The 15,512-nt window shown below is 69.3% G+C and carries 16 protein-coding genes and 1 pseudogene; 8 read left to right on the top strand and 9 right to left on the bottom strand.

What is annotated here, in order from left to right:
- Positions 1–254: 254 nt before the first annotated feature.
- Positions 255–857, bottom strand: a pseudogene (locus tag LY40_RS14180) (DUF3159 domain-containing protein); the annotation flags it as partial.
- Between the two features lie 413 nt (positions 858–1,270).
- On the opposite strand from LY40_RS14180, the gene LY40_RS14175 reads away from it, so the two are divergent.
- The 6 genes from LY40_RS14175 to LY40_RS26535 all read left to right on the top strand — a co-directional run bounded on the left by LY40_RS14175 (position 1,271) and on the right by LY40_RS26535 (position 5,967).
- Complete coding sequence (locus tag LY40_RS14175; protein ID WP_372497746.1) at positions 1,271–2,146, top strand: SGNH/GDSL hydrolase family protein; 876 nt, start codon at positions 1,271–1,273, stop codon at positions 2,144–2,146.
- A 525-nt stretch (positions 2,147–2,671) separates the two neighbouring features.
- Entirely contained in the window at positions 2,672–3,337 is a 666-nt protein-coding gene (locus tag LY40_RS14170) for an OmpA family protein (RefSeq protein ID WP_258937114.1), read from the top strand.
- Positions 3,338–3,390: 53 nt separating this feature from the next.
- The gene (locus tag LY40_RS14165; RefSeq protein ID WP_258937113.1) at positions 3,391–3,975 is read left to right on the top strand and encodes a hypothetical protein; all 585 of its coding nucleotides are present in this window, start codon (positions 3,391–3,393) and stop codon (positions 3,973–3,975) included.
- A 72-nt stretch (positions 3,976–4,047) separates the two neighbouring features.
- Positions 4,048–4,539, top strand: coding sequence for a DUF6932 family protein (locus LY40_RS14160; RefSeq protein ID WP_183782562.1), 492 nt, complete (start codon positions 4,048–4,050; stop codon positions 4,537–4,539).
- Positions 4,536–5,411 (top strand): hypothetical protein, encoded by an 876-nt coding sequence (locus LY40_RS14155; protein WP_372497731.1) that lies wholly within the window; start codon positions 4,536–4,538, stop codon positions 5,409–5,411. Before LY40_RS14160 ends, LY40_RS14155 begins: the two co-directional genes overlap by 4 nt.
- A 406-nt stretch (positions 5,412–5,817) precedes the next feature.
- Complete coding sequence (locus tag LY40_RS26535) at positions 5,818–5,967, top strand: pentapeptide repeat-containing protein (protein WP_372508570.1); 150 nt, start codon at positions 5,818–5,820, stop codon at positions 5,965–5,967.
- Here LY40_RS26535 and thpD read toward each other — a convergent pair.
- From thpD to ectA, 4 genes are all read right to left on the bottom strand, one after another.
- Positions 5,948–6,880 (bottom strand): ectoine hydroxylase, encoded by a 933-nt coding sequence (thpD, locus tag LY40_RS14150; protein ID WP_258937112.1) that lies wholly within the window; start codon positions 6,878–6,880, stop codon positions 5,948–5,950. The two genes, LY40_RS26535 and thpD, sit on opposite strands and share 20 nt — an antisense overlap.
- Before the next feature lie 191 nt (positions 6,881–7,071).
- Complete coding sequence (locus LY40_RS14145) at positions 7,072–7,464, bottom strand: ectoine synthase (protein ID WP_183782553.1); 393 nt, start codon at positions 7,462–7,464, stop codon at positions 7,072–7,074.
- Between the two features lie 201 nt (positions 7,465–7,665).
- Complete coding sequence (gene ectB / locus LY40_RS14140) at positions 7,666–8,919, bottom strand: diaminobutyrate--2-oxoglutarate transaminase (RefSeq protein ID WP_183782550.1); 1,254 nt, start codon at positions 8,917–8,919, stop codon at positions 7,666–7,668.
- Between the two features lie 60 nt (positions 8,920–8,979).
- Positions 8,980–9,519 carry a diaminobutyrate acetyltransferase gene (ectA, locus tag LY40_RS14135; protein WP_183782547.1) on the bottom strand — a complete coding sequence of 180 codons (540 nt, stop codon included), beginning with the start codon at positions 9,517–9,519 and terminating at the stop codon, positions 8,980–8,982.
- Between the two features lie 523 nt (positions 9,520–10,042).
- Here ectA and LY40_RS14130 point away from each other — a divergent pair.
- Positions 10,043–10,612, top strand: a complete 570-nt coding sequence (locus LY40_RS14130; RefSeq protein ID WP_258937111.1) for an HhH-GPD-type base excision DNA repair protein — start codon at positions 10,043–10,045, stop codon at positions 10,610–10,612.
- 92 nt (positions 10,613–10,704) lie between these two features.
- On the opposite strand, the gene LY40_RS14125 is transcribed toward LY40_RS14130, so the two are convergent.
- The 3 genes from LY40_RS14125 to LY40_RS14115 all read right to left on the bottom strand — a co-directional run bounded on the left by LY40_RS14125 (position 10,705) and on the right by LY40_RS14115 (position 13,392).
- Positions 10,705–11,547, bottom strand: a complete 843-nt coding sequence (locus LY40_RS14125) for a hypothetical protein (RefSeq protein ID WP_228726009.1) — start codon at positions 11,545–11,547, stop codon at positions 10,705–10,707.
- A gap of 23 nt (positions 11,548–11,570) precedes the next feature.
- Positions 11,571–12,773, bottom strand: a complete 1,203-nt coding sequence (locus LY40_RS14120) for a hypothetical protein (RefSeq protein ID WP_258937110.1) — start codon at positions 12,771–12,773, stop codon at positions 11,571–11,573.
- Between the two features lie 109 nt (positions 12,774–12,882).
- On the bottom strand, positions 12,883–13,392 hold the full coding sequence (locus LY40_RS14115) for a mycothiol transferase (protein ID WP_258937109.1): 510 nt from the start codon (positions 13,390–13,392) through the stop codon (positions 12,883–12,885).
- A gap of 50 nt (positions 13,393–13,442) precedes the next feature.
- Here LY40_RS14115 and LY40_RS14110 point away from each other — a divergent pair, with 50 nt between their 5' ends.
- Positions 13,443–14,249: a hypothetical protein gene (locus tag LY40_RS14110; RefSeq protein WP_183782536.1), complete on the top strand. Its 807-nt coding sequence runs from the start codon at positions 13,443–13,445 to the stop codon at positions 14,247–14,249.
- Positions 14,250–14,261: 12 nt separating this feature from the next.
- Here the strand turns inward: LY40_RS14110 and LY40_RS14105 are convergent, their stop codons facing one another.
- On the bottom strand, positions 14,262–15,434 hold the full coding sequence (locus LY40_RS14105; protein WP_183782533.1) for an ROK family transcriptional regulator: 1,173 nt from the start codon (positions 15,432–15,434) through the stop codon (positions 14,262–14,264).
- Positions 15,435–15,512: the final 78 nt, after the last annotated feature.

The following is a 15,512-nucleotide window of genomic DNA, read 5'->3' as shown; positions in this document are numbered from 1 at the left end:
GCCCCCGGACCTCCCCCCTCGCCGGGGGCCGCCTACCTGTCGCACCCCGGTGGTGCGGACCGCGCGTTCGTACCACCGGGGGATGCGTCCGAATCGATCGCGTCCGCCGCTCTACCCTCGGTTGCCTCCGTCGAGGTCCCGGTATCCCCGCAGGACCACCCCGACTCCTTGTGGGACTGCCCCGGGGCGTCGGACGACTCCCCGTCGGCCGGGTCACCGTCGGACGCCCCCGCTTCGCGCGCCGCGGGCGGCACGGGATGCCGCAGCCCCGGGTGTTCCGCCGGCAACGAACGATGCAGCACCCAACCGCTCACCCCGACGGTCAGCGCGACCAGCGGCCACGACAGCACCGTGCGCGCGACACCGAGGGCGACGACCTCCCCGGCCCACCACAGCACGCCGAACACCGCGATACGCAGCGTGTACTGGCCGAACACCCACACCCAGCTCGCGCGCGAGTACGCCCGCAGCAGATCCGGATCCGACCGCCAACGCGTCTTCTGCCCGAGCACGGTGCCGACGACCACGCCGAGCAACGGCCACCGGATCGCGATACTCACGGCCCACGCGAGCGCGCTGGCCACATTGGACAGCAACTGAATGAGGAAGAAGTCCTGCGCACGGCCGGTGCGCAGGGCGATCAATGCTGCGAGCACGACAGCGGCCAGGCTGATCAGCACCGCCCTGACCTTGTCGCCGCGGGCGAGCCGGAAACAGCCGATGACCACGCTCAGCGCGATCGCGGCAGCCGCACCCCAGCCGATCGACGAACCCGACACGAGCCAGCCGACGACGAACGCCACCGGCGGCAGGCTCGCATCGATCGCACCCTTGCGCCCGCCCAACAGGCTCGCCAGCGACTCGCGACGTCGGTCCGTCCCGCGCTGCGGTGCCTGTTCGCTGCGCTCGGCTGCGTCGGTGTGCGGAGCCTGCTCGCGGCGCGGTGGCACCTCGCCGGGAGGCTCGTGCGGCGGCGTGTCACTCACGATCTCCACCCTGCCTGATTCCGCGCACCCGCATCGCCGGTTCCGCCCACGTTACCTTCACCACACCCAACCCTCCGGTGCCCACATTACGGCTGCGTAGATCCCCTCGGAGGAGGAGACTGGCAGTCTTGGTCCGACCGGCGCCCGCGACGCAGGCCCCTCGGGGAAGAACGCGCCTCCGGCCGGTTGTTGATCAACTGGGAGAATGCGCGTACAGGGCGGAGGGAGACGTCGTGACCGGATACCGCAGCTTCGTTGCGATCGGGGACAGCTTCACCGAGGGCATGAACGACGAGCGACCCGACGGCACGTACCGCGGCTGGGCCGACCGGCTCGCCGAGATCCTCGCCGACGGCTCCCCCGACTTCGCGTACGCCAATCTCGCCATCCGCGGCAAGATGCTGACCGAGATCATGACCGAGCAGCTGCCGGTGGCGCTGGAGACCAAGCCCGACCTGGTCACGGTGTGCGCGGGCGGCAACGACATCATCGTGCCCGGCGCCGACGTCGACGCGAAGGCCGCCGAGTTCGAGGACGGCATCGCCGCGCTCCGTGCCGCGGGCATCGAGGTGCTGATCTTCACCGGACCCGACACGAAGAGCATGTCGGTGATCAACATGCTGCGGGGCAAGGTCGCGATCTACAACGCGCACCTGCGCGCGATCGCCGACCGGCACGATACGAAGATCGTCGACCTCTGGTCCATGGACACATTGCACGACATCCGCGCGTGGAGCGACGACCGGCTGCACTTCACGCCCGAGGCGCACCGGCGGATCGCACTTCGCACCGCGGAGGTGCTGGGCGTGCCCACGGCGCAGGACTGGCGTGAACCGTGGCCGGAGACCGACGGCGACCCGAACTGGCTCATGCTCCGCCGCAGCGACCTCGAGTGGACCAGGGCGCACCTGCTGCCGTGGATCCGCCGGCAACTGCGCGGCGAATCGCTCGGCGACGGCATCACCCCGAAGCGCCCCCGGCTGGCCCCGCTGCGCGAATCTGCGGTCTCGGCGCAGCTGTGCCAGCAGGTCGCCGGAACCACCACCGCGTCTACGGCCTCCGCAACCGCAACGGCCACGGCGTCGGCGGCCACTGCTGCGGCGGCCACGGCGCCCTCGGCCGTCACCCGCTCCTCCCTGGTCGACCCCGCCGAGAACTGACCCACCGCGTGTTGCGGCCTCCGGGACCCGTGTTGCGGATTCCGGAGGCCGTGTTGCGTTTTCCGGGGCCCGTGTCGCAGGTTCCGGAGCCGAAGTTGCGCCCACCGGTCACTCGACCGCCGCCCCTCATCGACACACTGACGCGCGACCGCATCCAAGGGGCCGTTTTGCGGATTCTCGAGCGCTCGTCGGGCGTGTTCGTCGCCGACGCCGTCCGTTTCCGGCGGGCGGCGGTAGCCGGGCAGCGGTAGCCGGGCGATGGTCCAGCCCCGCGCTCGCACCCGACGACACCCGCACCACGGCTGCCGCGCCGCTGGACCCGCGCCACTGGACCCGCGCCGCTGCTCCCGCGCCACTGCCCCGGCGCACGACACCGGACACGTCTGAAGTCCTCGCCCGTCACGGTCGCCGAGCCGCGCACCCGCCCCGCGACCCCGGACACGCCCCGCGCCGAGACGCCCACTCACATGCGTCACACCCGTCGCTGCGTTCGCGAGGTGGTTGGCCCGCGCCTATCGTCGGTGCATGGCCGGGAAGAATGGGCGGTTCTGGCTGATTCCGCTCGCGTTCGCCGTGTCGGGGCTGCTGGCCTTCGGCGCGACGTGGGCGACAGCCGACCGGATCGAGCACGACCTGCGTGACGAGGCGCAGGCCGCGTTGCGCGATGCCGGGATGCGCGCGCCCAGCGTGACGATCGACGGGCGCGACGTCACGGTGTCGGACGTCCCGCAGGGCCGCGGTGAGCGCGCCCGCACGGTCGTCGACGACCTCGAAGGTGTCGGGGCGGTCGACGTGCAGGAGGCGCAGACCGGCCGGGCGGCGGCACGGACGCAACAGGCGATCGACAGCGCCCTGCAGCGAACGCCGATTCGGTTCGCCCCGTACGGCGACGAACTCACCAGCAGCGGCAGCCGCGCCGTCACGCACGTGGCGGACATCCTGCGTTCGGCGCCGACCACCCTGCGGTTCGAGGTGGCGGGCCACGTCGCGGAGGTACCGAATCTCGACAGCGACGAAGCCCGCGAGCTGTCGCGCGAACGCGCGGACGCCGTCGCCACCGAGCTGGCGGACGCCGGTATCCCGCGAGACCGCCTGACGACTGTCGGCCACGGCGACAGCAGGCCCGTCGACGACGGCGACGACGGCGAGTCGGACCGGGCGAACCGACGAGTGGAGATCCACGTGCGCTGACGCCGACGACCGCCGGCCTGACGCCGACTAGGACAACGAGGAGGGAAACGCCCATGCTGTGGTTGTTCGGACAGATCTGGCTCTGGCTGCTCGCCGCGTTCGCGCTCGGCGCACTGGCCGGAGCGCTGCTGACCTGGCCCGCGCGTCGCAGGCGCGACGCCGACGCCCGTGCCACCGCTGACGCCCGCCCCGCCGACGACGGCCCGGTCTCGACGTCGGCAGAAACCACGTCGGCAGCGCCGAGGTCCGCACGCTCGATGGGCGGGACGGCGACGTTCGCACCGGTGGAACCCGGCTCGCTGGAACCCGGCTCCCCCGCGTACAGCGCTCCTGTCGAGATCCCGGGGGCCGGGCAGCGCGCGGAGGAGGCCACCGGACAGCAGCCCCACCACGCGCAGGTGCCCGGTCAGCACCGCGGCCGTCGGCGCGCTCCGCGTACTCCCGACGTCGAACCGGCACGGTCCACCGCCGGCGACGGCGGCGACAACCACGTCATCGGCATCCTCGACGAGACCACCGGCAGCGGCCGGACGTCGGGAACGCTGCCGTCGCGGCGCGCATGGCACGCCCGCAACGAGTGGCCGGACGAGGCCGACGAGTGGGCCACTGAGCACCGCATCCCCCGTTCAGGCGGCTGACCTCGCGCTCCGTGGCGGCTGATAAGTTCGCTGAGCCGCTTCGGCGCTTCGTCGGCGATGTAAGGAACGTGGATGCCGCTCCCCTACTGGACACCGGACAACGTTCTGCCCCCGGGGCGACACCCCGCCGATCTGTCCGACCTCTACGAGAGGTTCGTGTGGGACGCCCCGCACCGCAACGAGCGCGAGGTGCTGTTCAGCGCGCTGTCCGGTTACCTCGGCGTCGTCGGCGGGCTCATCCCGTCGGGCAGGGCGTGGATCTCCGGGGAAATAGCCGTGCGCACCGAGAACGTGCCCCGCGACATCGACGTGCTGCTCATCCCGGACGAGTGGGGAAGCCTCAAACGTCTGACCGGGCCCGCGCGGGAGGCGCTGTACGGGATGCTCACGCTCAACGGCGTGATCGCGGAGCAGCCTGCGATGTACCTGGACCGGGTCCGCCCGATGAGCGGCCTGCTCGACGGGTTCCTCTGCCGTCCGGGGGACGAAGAGACGTGGGAACCGACGTGGGCCCGTGGACCGGTCCACGGCATGTTCAAGGGGTTCGCGGAGGTGACGTGGTGAGTTTCGAAGACGTCGCCGATGCGATTCCCGGCGGCACCTGGCTGGACGATCTGGCGCGCGCGTCGGCCCGCGCCGCGCACGCGAAGTTCGAGCGGCCGAGCCGGTCGGCGCTGTTGCGGGTGTCGATGCTCGATTCACCGCGCATGGACGCCTACGCGTTCTCCGACATCAGCCGTGCGTTGCAGGACGCGACCGCGAAGGTCGGCCACATCGTCCGCAATCCGCAGGGCGAGATCACCTACGTACAGCCTGCCGACAGGGAGAAGGCTCCGCTGCTGCAGCGCGGCCAGGCGGGCAACGCGTTGTTCTTCGGGTTCCCCGAGACGTCCGATCCGGACGCGCTGATCAACGACGGCATCGAGACGTTGTCGGAACGGGCCGTGAAGGAGTTGTGCGACTTCCTGCCGATCAACGGTTCCGACGACGGTGCGCTCGACGCGGTGCTGCTGCAGCGCGACACGATCCGCAACGCGGTGAGCGATGTCGTCAGCGCCGTCACCAAGACCTCCAGCCTGGGGCTCACGCTGACGCCGACGGCGGGTGAAGAGGTCACGCGCAGCATGACCACCGAGCAGGCGCGCGTGCTACACAACAGCCTGCGGGAGTCGCGTGAGGACGTCGGCTACGAGACGGTCACCGGCAGGCTGGACGGCGTGCGCACCCGCAGGCGGATCTTCTACCTCGAACGCGACACGGGCAGCACGATCCAGGGTGCGGTCGTGCCGGACCTGCTCGACCAGATCAAGGTGAACCTCGACCGGCCCGTCACAGCGCGGCTACGGGTGGTCCGCACCACCACGATCGACGGCCGCCGCGGACGTCCGGTGTACGAGCTGCTCGACATCCACGGCGAGACGAGCCTGTTCGACTGATCGCACCCGGTCACACATCCGGCATTCGCAAAACGGAGAATCCGGACTTACACGGAAATCCGCCGGTGGCCGTGGTGCGAAACGGAGTCCGGAGCCGGAAAGGGATCCGGAGGCGGAAAACGGCAGCCCGGCCGAAACAGAATACGGCCCCGTGCCATCAGTCCCGATCTGATGGCGCGGGGCCGTACTCCTCGTTCTTCGCCGCCTCCACCGCGGACACGCGGCGCCCACCCCGAGCAAAGGAGTCACCAAGCCGCTAGGGGACGACTGCCCATCGCTGTGCGATGGGGTGGCGACACGGTAACAGGCTGCGCAAGGTCGAATACACCCACCCCCTCACGCAACCTGTCGCCGATGGCCGGCGACTGCGCTGGTTCGGTCCTGTCAATGGTTCAACCGGTCACCGGTGCGTGCTCCGGCCGGCGCAGTGTCCACCGGAGCAGCATTCACCGGCACAGTGCTGACCAATGCAGTACTCACCGGCACAGCGCTCTCCGGTGCAGTGCTGACCAATGCAGCTCTCTCCGGTGCACTGCTCACCGGTGCAGCGGCGTGATGTCGCGGGCACCGATGAACGAGGGCCGCGGACTGCCGGCCGCGAACGGTTCGACCGGCGCGTTCTCCACACTGTTGAACACGAGGAAGATGTTGGACCGCGGATACGGCGTGATGTTGTTGCCCGACCCGTGCATGATGTTCGCGTCGAAGAACAACGTCGATCCGGCGGGCCCGGTGAACTGGTCGATACCACAGGAGGCCGCGAGCTTGGTGATGTCGTCCTCTCGCGGAACGCCGATCTCCTGCTCCTTCAGCGACGCCTTGTAGTGGTCGTCGGGCGTTTCGCCGACGCACTGCACGAACGTCCGGTGCGATCCGGGCATCACCATCAGGCCGCCGTTGTACGGGTAGTTGTCGGTCAGCGCGATGGAGCAGCTGACGGCCCGTGGCTGCGGCATGCCGTCCTCGGCGTGCCAGGTCTCGAAGTCCGAGTGCCAGTAGAAGCCGTTGCCGCGGAAACCGGGCATGTAGTTGACCCGGCTCTGGTGCAGGTAGACCTCGGAACCGAGGATCTGCTGCGCGCGGTCGAGAATGCGCGGATCGCGGGCCAGCCGGTCGACCAGCTCGCTGATGCGGTGGACTTCGAAGATCGACCGCACCTCACCGGACGACCTCTCGGTGACGACGCGCTCGTCGCTCTTGAGGTCGCTGTCCGCCGAGAGCCGGACCAGTTCCTGCCAGTAACCCTGCACCTCGGCGGGTGTGATCAGTCCTTCGAGGATCGTGTAGCCGTTGCGGGCGTGAGCGGCGAGTTCGTCGCGGTCGAACGGGCCGTCGGCCGCACTTGCCCAGACGGTGGGGTCGGGCCGGTCGAGCAGTTGCGGTTCCCCTGCACTCAACCGCGTCGGGTAGGCATCCGTTCCGCCGTCCGAATAGACGTCGCGGAAGGACACGTCGGTGTTCTGGGACATACCGGAAATTCGGTCCGCAAGAGTCACGTTCTTCTCCTACGAATCTCGTTCTCTGGTTTTCTTCCTGATTGTTCCTCTCGTGAAACGCGAAGAACCCGGCCGGGCGAGGGTCGTGGCATCACGACCGCTCACACCGACCGGGTTCCCGCGGAGCCTTCCGATTACGCCACCGAATGCCGGTGACGCAGCTATCAGTCCTCTTCGACGATCAGCGGGTAGACGCCGTTCTCGTCGTGGACCTCCCGGCCGGTGACCGGCGGGTTGAACACGCACACGGTTTTCATCTCCGTCCGCGGGCGCACCTGGTGCTTGTCCGCGTTGTTCAGCACGTAGATGGAGCCGGGTCGCAGCTGGTGGACTTCGCCGGTCGCCTTGTCCTCGACCTCGCCCTCACCCTGAGTGATGAACACGGCCTCGATGTGGTTGGCGTACCAGAAGTCGTTCACTGTGCCCGCGTAGAGCGTGGTCTCGTGCACCGAGAAGCCGAGCTTGTCCTTGGCGAGGACGATGCGCTTGCTTCGCCAGTTCTCGGTCTTGATGTCGGCTTCGGTGTCCGTGATGTCGTCGATGGTGCGGACGAACAATGCGACTCCTCGGGTCAGGGTTTCCTCGGGTGGTAGCGACGATTGTGCTCGACGTCGTGTCGCGTGGCCGCCGGGGCCTCGACGATGATTCACCGCCCGGTTGACGTCAGGGGACGTCTCGGGCGGTGAATCACCGTTTCGTGGGGTACCGGCCGCCGCTGCGGAAGTGATGCGCGGCGGCACGGGGCCTGTCGGACGACGTCAGCGGGACAGCACCGACTCGACGGATTCGGAGATGATCTCCAGACCCTTGTCGAGCTCCTCGTCGGTGAGCGTCAGCGGCGGCAGCAGCTTGACGACCTCGTCGCTCGGACCGGACGTCTCCAGCAGCAGACCCCGATCGAAGGCGGCGGCCGCGACCTTGCCCGCAGCCTCACCGCTGCCGAATTCGAGGCCGCGCGCCAGGCCCCGGCCCTTGGCCATGAGCTCGGCGTCCGGATACTCCTCGACGAGCTTGCGGAACCTGGCGCCGATGCGCTCGCCCTTCTCCTTGGTCGACTTCTCGAGGGTGTCGTCGGACCAGTAGGTGCGCAGCGCCGCGGCGGCCGTCACGAACGCAGGGCTGATGCCGCGGAACGTGCCGTTGTGCTCGCCGGGAGACCAGACGTCGAGGTCCGGGCGCACGAGTGTGATCGCCATCGGCAGGCCGTAACCGCCGATCGACTTGGACAGGCAGATCATGTCCGGTTCGATACCGGCTTCCTCGAAGCTGAAGAACGGGCCGGTACGGCCACATCCCATCTGCACGTCGTCCAGGATCAGCAGAATGCCGTGCTTCTTGCACAGGTCGGAAAGGCCCTTGAGCCATTCGAGGCGCGCGGCGTTGATGCCGCCTTCGCCCTGCACGCTCTCGACGATCACGGCCGCGGGCTCGTTGAGGCCCGAGCCGGAGTCCTCGAGAAGACGCTCGAAGTAGAAGAAGTCGGGGAACTCGCCGTCGAAGTACTTGTCGAACGGCATCGGCGTGGCGTGCACGAGCGGGATACCCGCGGCGCCGCGCTTCATCGAGTTACCGGTCACCGACAGCGCACCGAGGGTCATGCCGTGGAACGCGTTGGTGAAGTTGATGACCGACTCGCGGCCGGTCACCTTGCGCGCCAGCTTCAGCGCGCCCTCGACGGCGTTGGCGCCGCCGGGGCCGGGGAAGATGACCTTGTACTCCATGTTCCGCGGCTGCAGGATCTGCTCGTCCAGCGACTCCAGGAAATCCCGCTTCGCCGAGGTGAACATGTCCAGCGAGTGCGTGACGCCGTCGCGGGAAATGTAGTCGATCAGCGCCTCTTTGAGCGCCGGGTTGTTGTGCCCGTAGTTGAGGGCACCGGCACCGGCGAAGAAGTCCAGGTACGGCTTGCCGTCCTCGGAGTAGATCCAGCTTCCCTGCGCCTTGTCGAAGACCACGGGCCAGCCGCGGCTATAGCTCCGCACCTCGGACTCGAGCTTTTCGAAGATGCTCACGTGTTTTCAGCTCCTGCTTTTCAGGCAAATCTCGGTTTGTGCCGGCTGACGCCGGGCGATTCAGTCGGCGGGCGCGGTCAACGGGCCGACGCGGAACAGGTCCTCCGGCTCGTGCGGCTCCGGGAATTCGGCCGCCGCAAGGAACTCGGACCGTTCCAGCGTCGCGTCCCAGCGCTTCGCGAACGACGTGAACAGCCGGATCGACGCGTCGTTGTCCGGCGTGATGGTGGTGTCGAGGTAACGGACGCCGTCGGGAACGGCGCGCTCGAACAGCGCGTCCAGCATCTTTCCGGCAAGGCCGCGACCTCGTTGCGAATCGTCGACGGCGACCTGCCAGACCAGCAACGAATCGGGCGTCGCAGGCCTGCGATAGCCCATCACGAATCCTACGGGTTCCCCGTCGGCACGGGCGACGACAGATGTGTCGGCGAAATCACGGCACCACAGCAAGTAGGCGTAGGACGAGTTCAAGTCCAGCTTTTGTGAATCACGCGCTATTCGCCAGAGGGCCGCGCCGTCATCCGCCGCTGGTGGTTCGATCACCACGTGGCCCGCCGAATCATTATCGCCGTTGGCACGCTTTGTGTGCTTTCCGGACATATTCAAGCAATCTAACAGGTCTGCGTTCCGGTATCAGCATGCAACGCGCTCGATCACCCGATTAACCTGCAACAACGCAGAAACGTGCGTGACGATGGCGACAGCGAGCTACCGATCAGGACTGCGGCTGTGCTAAAGACACGGCCGTACGCGCGACAATCCCGGCGACGATCGCCGGGATTGCGGCGTCGCCGCAGAGCCACCGCACAGCACGTTAGTGGCACCCGTCGCCCGACGCGAGAGGCCGAACGGTGACAACTTTGCGTGTGCCCGCCGTCGCTGTCGGTGTCGGATCGCCGTGGTGGCCGTAACACCCTGGCGCCGAACAGCGGCGCCAGGCGGATCACAGCTTTGTCGACATTCCTCGCGAGCGATACAGCCGGCATTCTCCTCGATCCCCGTGGCCGTGCGACCTCCCACGTGTTCGTGAACCCGGCTCGTCGTGACCCCGGCTCGTCGTGGACCCGGCGAGCACGCGCCGGTTCGTGCCGCCGTTGCCGACACTGCGTGCGAAAATGGCGCCATGTCCACGCTGCACCTCACCGGCGACGCCGACGCCGACAAGCTGCTCTCCGAAGACCCGTTCGCCCTGCTCAGCGGCATGCTGCTGGATCAGCAGGTGGCCATGGAGGTGGCCTTCGCGGGGCCGCGGAAGCTGCAGGAACGGATGAGCGGCTTCGACGTCCACAAAATCGCCGAGATGGACGTCGACTCCTTCGTGGAACTGTGCGTGACCAAGCCTGCGATCCACCGGTACGGCGCGTCGATGGGTAAGCGGCTCCACGCACTGGCCCGCTACATCGTCGACCACTACGACGGCGACACGGCCGAACTGTGGACCTACGCCGACCCGGACGGCAAGGAAGTCCTCAAGCGGCTCAAAGCCCTGCCCGGGTTCGGCGACCAGAAGGCACGCATCTTCCTGGCGCTGCTCGGCAAACAGCGCGATGTGCAGCCCGACGGCTGGCGGGAGGCCGCGGGAGCGTACGGCGAGGAGGGAGCGCGCCGCTCCATCGCCGACGTCGTCGACCCGGAAACGCTCGCCGAGGTGCGCGACTTCAAGAAGGCTCAGAAGGCCGCCGCGAAGAAGTAGCCGCACGCGGCAGGACGCAGCGCGCTCCGGATCGCCGCGGCAGGTTCCGTGCCGGCGTCGAGGCCGGCACGGAACCCGGTCTCGGCTCGGCGTCAGGGTTCGCGGCGGCAACTGTGCGGATCACGCACGCAATCGTGGCGCCGCGGTACCCGGTCCTCGGCACTGTGCATGTCGTACTCCACCTTGTGCCGCGTCCACGCCGTCGTCTCGAACGCCGGTTGCCCGCGCGGCGGCACCACGACCTGTCCCGTCTCGCCGCGGTAGGAGTAGTCGATCCGCAGCCGCCACGTGCAATGGCAGTTCTCGGTGGAAGCCTTGATGAGCAGCTGTTCCGCCACTCCCTGCTCGAGGTAGCGGATCTTGCCGTCGACGCCGTAGGGCCGCGGCTGGCCACCGTCGCGCCGCACGAGTGCGGGGACCTCCCTGCCACCCCGGTCGAGCGGGATGTCCACGAGCAGCGCTTCCATGTCGCCGCCCTGCGGGTCGGCGAGGTACGCCGTCCCTGACAGCGGCTCCCGGCGCTGTTCGACGACGGCCGTGAGCCCCTCGATGACGATCCGCGCGGCCCGGTTGCTGTGCAGCTTCACGATGTGGCCCGACGTGCCCATCTGCGCACCGGACGAGCTGATCCGGTCGAACACGCGCCAGTCCGCAGAGGCCGTGACGACCTCGTCGGTGGCCCAGTAGGCGCCCGCGAGCAGGTCCGGCTTCGCCTCGCCCTCCGTGGTGAGCGCTTCCTCGCCGAAGAGGTCACGGGCGTTGTCGTGCAGCCAGGGATACGCACCCGGGATCGTCGCCGTCGTCGCGACCAGCGTCAGCACCCCCACGACGGCAGCTCTCGTCCAGGTGAACCCGGCCCGGACTTTCGCCCACGCCGACCGCAACCACGACGACTTCCGCTGCCGCGGCTGTGGCCGCATCCGCGTGCCCGCCATGCCGCGTCGGTTCCTCGCCCCGCTCACGACGTCGACCTCGCCGTCCCCGAACCCGCGGCATCGGTGCGTGTGGTGTCGGCGGTGCCAGTGGTGTCGGCAGTGCCTGTGGTGTCCGTGACTTCGGCGATGTCCGTGGTTCCCGTGGTTTCGCTGGTTCCGGCGCTACCGGTGGTGCCGGTGGTGCCGGTGGTGCCGACGGAGTCCGGCGATTCCGGGGCACCGTCGTCGGTCTCGGGTGGTTCGCCCGCGTCGCCGTTCTCGGTGGCCACGGAGGGTTCCGTGCCCGGCCCGAGCAGGAAGGCCAGCAGCAACAACAGCACCGCGCCGATGGCCGCCAGGTAGGCGCGGCCCGCGACGATCGGTTCGGAGTCGACGTCCGGACTGCTGAAGAACCCTGCCGGATCAGCGAGTACCCACCCGTTGATGATCAGCACGTAGCCGATCGCGAACGTGCAGAACAACCCGATGACTCGCCACACGCGCCTGGCCGCCCCCGACGTCGCCAAGGTGCCGAGCAGGCCGGCGAGGACCAGCACCAGCCCGATGCGGTACACCGTGCGCCAGCCGTCGACGACCGTGGGCAGGTCCCAGCGTCCTTCGATCTCGAACCACTCCAGCGACAGCGATACCACCGCCAGTGGCGCCGCGACGGCGACGGCGGCCCAGCTCAGTACGGCGCACACCCGCGGCTTCGCACTGGCCACCTGAGAAGGCGTGACGGTAAGGCCGCCCGGGGTGTTGCCCGCTGCCACGGCTGTACCCGCGCTGATCAGGAGCAGCCCGAGGACGTACAGGACGGTGCCCTGCATCGGCACGACCGTGATCGGCACGTCCGGTGCGATCATGGCGGCCCGGTCCGGAGCGACCGTCCCGATCGCACCGAGCAACGCCGACCTCGGGGGCTGCCATCCGGTCCACAGCACCACCATCGGCATCGCCGACCCGAGCATGATGGCTGCGGCGGCCGTCAGCAGGGAAGCCCGCCGGGAGGTCACGAAGCCGACGCCCGCGAGCACGCCCGTCAGCACGAGGAGCACGGCGACCACGGGTCCGTACCCGGCGATGGCCGTGACAGGCATCTCCAGCGAGTCGGCCGCGATCTCGGCCCGCAGCCACGGCAACGTCAGTGCCGCCGTGGCCAGCCCGGCGCCGGTCCCGCTCAGCGCGATGCCGCCGATCCACCCCGGTGTCACGGTCAGCGACGCGGTCCGCTGCTCCGTCGACATGTCGACCGACCTCCACGACGCTCCTGCACCTCGGCAGGGAGAGCCTAAGGGTCGGGATCACTCCGGGTGAACGATTCGGGACAACTCGACGCTCAGCCGGCCCGTCCCGTCACCGCCGGAGCAGGATTCCGCGGACGAACTCCGCCTGGCCCGCGTGCTGCATCGTGTCGCCGACGACGCTGACCAGCCGCACGCCCAGCGTGGTGGGCGGATCCCATGACTCGTCGACGACCACGTCGAGGTCGGGGTCGGTGATTCCGGCGAGGTAGTCGACGGTCTGCGCATGCACCGCCTCGTGGTAGCCGACGAGCAGGTCCGGATCGCTCGCCCGGACTGCGGCGACGTCCGCACTGGAGTGGCCGTACCCGATGTCGCCGGGCGGAAACGGCAGTCCGAAGCGTTCGAACCAGCCGTCGGCAGTCCACCGCTGTTCGCGGCCGGCGACGTCGGCGATGTGGTCGTCCTGCACGCGGGTCAGATGCCACACGAGCCACCCGATCGAGTTGGCGTCGGCGTCGAGGCGTTCGGCCAGCGCTTCGGCGTCCAGCCCTTCGACGACCTCCCGGATGATTTCTCGGACCCGCCCGAAGGCGTCGGTCAACAGCTCGGCACTTCCCATGCCTGCAATTGTGTTAGCCGTGGCGTCGGCTCGCCTGGTACCAACGGTGCATGGACCCGACGGAGGAACGGTTTCGCGCGCTGGCACGGTCGGCGCCGTGGCGGTGGCATGCGCTGCGGTTCACGACCGGCAGGCGCCACGCGGGCGAGGACCGGGCGGTCCACACCGTACGCGCCGCCGTGCGCAGGCCCGGCAGACTGCGGGTCGAGAGCCTCGACGGCGCCGTTCTCCAGCGCCAGGCCGACCCCGACGTCGCCGAGCCGCCTGCGGTCGAGCTCGACGACCACGGTCTCCTGTCCCGCGCTCCCGACCAGGTGCCCGCGGTGCGCTTCGACTTCGAACCGCCGATGTACCAGGACTACCACTGGGTCGCGATGCTCGACCCGTACGAGCTCGCCGACGGCTGGGACGACGAGGGCACCCCGGCGCCGGGCACGGAGATTCTCGACCTCACCGCCGTGGAACACCACGGCAGGCCCGCATGGCAGGCGCGGTTGCGTACGACCCGGTACTACGACCCGCGCTGCGGCTGCTGCCCGCTGCTGTACTCGGCCGAATCCGAGGCCGCCGAGAACCACGAACCGGCGCCCGGCACGGTGTTCGCGGACGCCTATCTGGTGCGACTCGATGTGGCCACCGGCGTGTGCGTCTTCTCCGAGGATGTCGGTGGGACACGGTCCGGCCAGGGGCACGATGTGGTCATCGAGGGCGTCGACGAGGACATGCCCGACGAACTGTTCGGGAAACCGCGCTCGCACGCCCACCGGTTCCGGGCCTACCGCACGGCGGACGGGCCGGATCTGCGCAGCCTCACGGCATACCGGGACGAGGCCACACCGGGGCGCCGGGACGGGTGACGCCTCGCCGTGTCAGCCCGCGCCGACACGATTGTCCACAGTGGATGGTGCGAGCAGTTCGTCGGCCACGAGCCCCGCCAGACCGGCGAACGCGCCGTCCTCGCCGAGTCCGGAAGGGCCGATGTCGAGTCCCCGCAGCGCACTCGCGTGGGCGTTCGTCTCCACCGTGCCGCGCAACGCGTCGAGGAACGGTTCCAGCACACCGATCGCACCGCCGACGCGCACGTACCGCGGGTTGACGATCGTGACGACCGTGGCGAGCACCGTGCCGACGAGCCGCCCTGCCTCGGCAGCTGCGCGCACGGCGTCGCCGTGGCCGTCCCGGACCCGGCGCACGACGTCGTCGATCGAACGCGCCCCGGACGGGCGCAGCTGCCGCACGAGCGCCATACCACTGGCGCTCGCCGCCACGCAGCCGTGCCGGCCGCACGCGCACCGCCGGTCGTCTCCCTCGATGCGCATGTGCCCCATCTCGCCGGCGGTGCCGCTCTCCCCGCGGTGGATCCGCCGGGACACGATGACACCCGCGCCGATACCCGTGCCGACCTTGACACCGACGACCGTCGAATCCGGCCTGTCCATTGCGCAGTAGTCGCCGAACGCCAGCGCGTTGGCGTCGTTCTCCAGCAGGACGGGGACGCCGAACGCGTCGGCGAACGGTTCGCGCAGTGGGCGCTCGTTCCAGTCGGGCATGGTCGGCGGAGCGACCGTGACGCCGCGGTCGTGGTCGATCTGCCCGGGGAGCGACAGCGCCAGGGCACGCAACGTGTCGCCGCGGCCGGCGCGGTCGAGCAGCTCACGGCCCGAGCGCAGCAGCAACGGGACGACGTCGTCGGGACCGTGACGCGCGGGCAACCGATGGTGATCGCGCGCGAGCACGGTTCCGCGCAGATCGGTGATGGCCAGCGCGGCGTGGCTCTGGCCGAGGTCGACGGTCAGCGCACTGGGCGTTTCGACGTCGACCTCCAGCACCTCGGCACGCCGGCCGCCGCTGGAGCGCCGATGGCCGCTCGCGCGTACCAGCCCGTGCGAGCGCAGCGCCTCAAGCCGTTCGACCAGGGTCACGCGCGACAACCCCACGCGCTCCTGCAGTTCTTGCCGCGTCAGCGGGCCGTGCTCACGCAGCACGGCAAGCACGTGTCCCGGCGATGTCGCACTCGGGGAACTCCCCGGCTCGTTGGTCACGACCACGTTGACAATCGACCTCCCGGATACTTATGTTAACGAGTCTGACAAAAGTACGTGACACGGCGCGTTGTCGAC

It is taken from the genome of Prauserella salsuginis, from assembly GCF_024648885.1.
Lineage (GTDB): Bacteria > Actinomycetota > Actinomycetes > Mycobacteriales > Pseudonocardiaceae > Prauserella > Prauserella salsuginis.
The sequence above is the reverse complement of the archived record's forward strand: the minus strand, read 5'-3'. Positions and strand labels throughout refer to the sequence as shown.

Bases quoted from the DNA above. Each gene is read 5' to 3' on its own strand.
- LY40_RS14175 (WP_372497746.1), top strand. From the start codon at position 1,271: ATGAACGACGAGCGACCCGACGGCACGTACCGCGGCTGGGCCGACCGG.
- LY40_RS14170 (WP_258937114.1), top strand. From the start codon at position 2,672: ATGGCCGGGAAGAATGGGCGGTTCTGGCTGATTCCGCTCGCGTTCGCC.
- LY40_RS14165 (WP_258937113.1), top strand. From the start codon at position 3,391: ATGCTGTGGTTGTTCGGACAGATCTGGCTCTGGCTGCTCGCCGCGTTC.
- LY40_RS14160 (WP_183782562.1), top strand. From the start codon at position 4,048: ATGCCGCTCCCCTACTGGACACCGGACAACGTTCTGCCCCCGGGGCGA.
- thpD (WP_258937112.1), bottom strand. From the start codon at position 6,880: ATGTCCCAGAACACCGACGTGTCCTTCCGCGACGTCTATTCGGACGGC.
- ectA (WP_183782547.1), bottom strand. From the start codon at position 9,519: ATGTCCGGAAAGCACACAAAGCGTGCCAACGGCGATAATGATTCGGCG.
- LY40_RS14130 (WP_258937111.1), top strand. From the start codon at position 10,043: ATGTCCACGCTGCACCTCACCGGCGACGCCGACGCCGACAAGCTGCTC.
- LY40_RS14125 (WP_228726009.1), bottom strand. From the start codon at position 11,547: ATGGCGGGCACGCGGATGCGGCCACAGCCGCGGCAGCGGAAGTCGTCG.
- LY40_RS14120 (WP_258937110.1), bottom strand. From the start codon at position 12,773: ATGTCGACGGAGCAGCGGACCGCGTCGCTGACCGTGACACCGGGGTGG.
- LY40_RS14115 (WP_258937109.1), bottom strand. From the start codon at position 13,392: ATGGGAAGTGCCGAGCTGTTGACCGACGCCTTCGGGCGGGTCCGAGAA.
- LY40_RS14110 (WP_183782536.1), top strand. From the start codon at position 13,443: ATGGACCCGACGGAGGAACGGTTTCGCGCGCTGGCACGGTCGGCGCCG.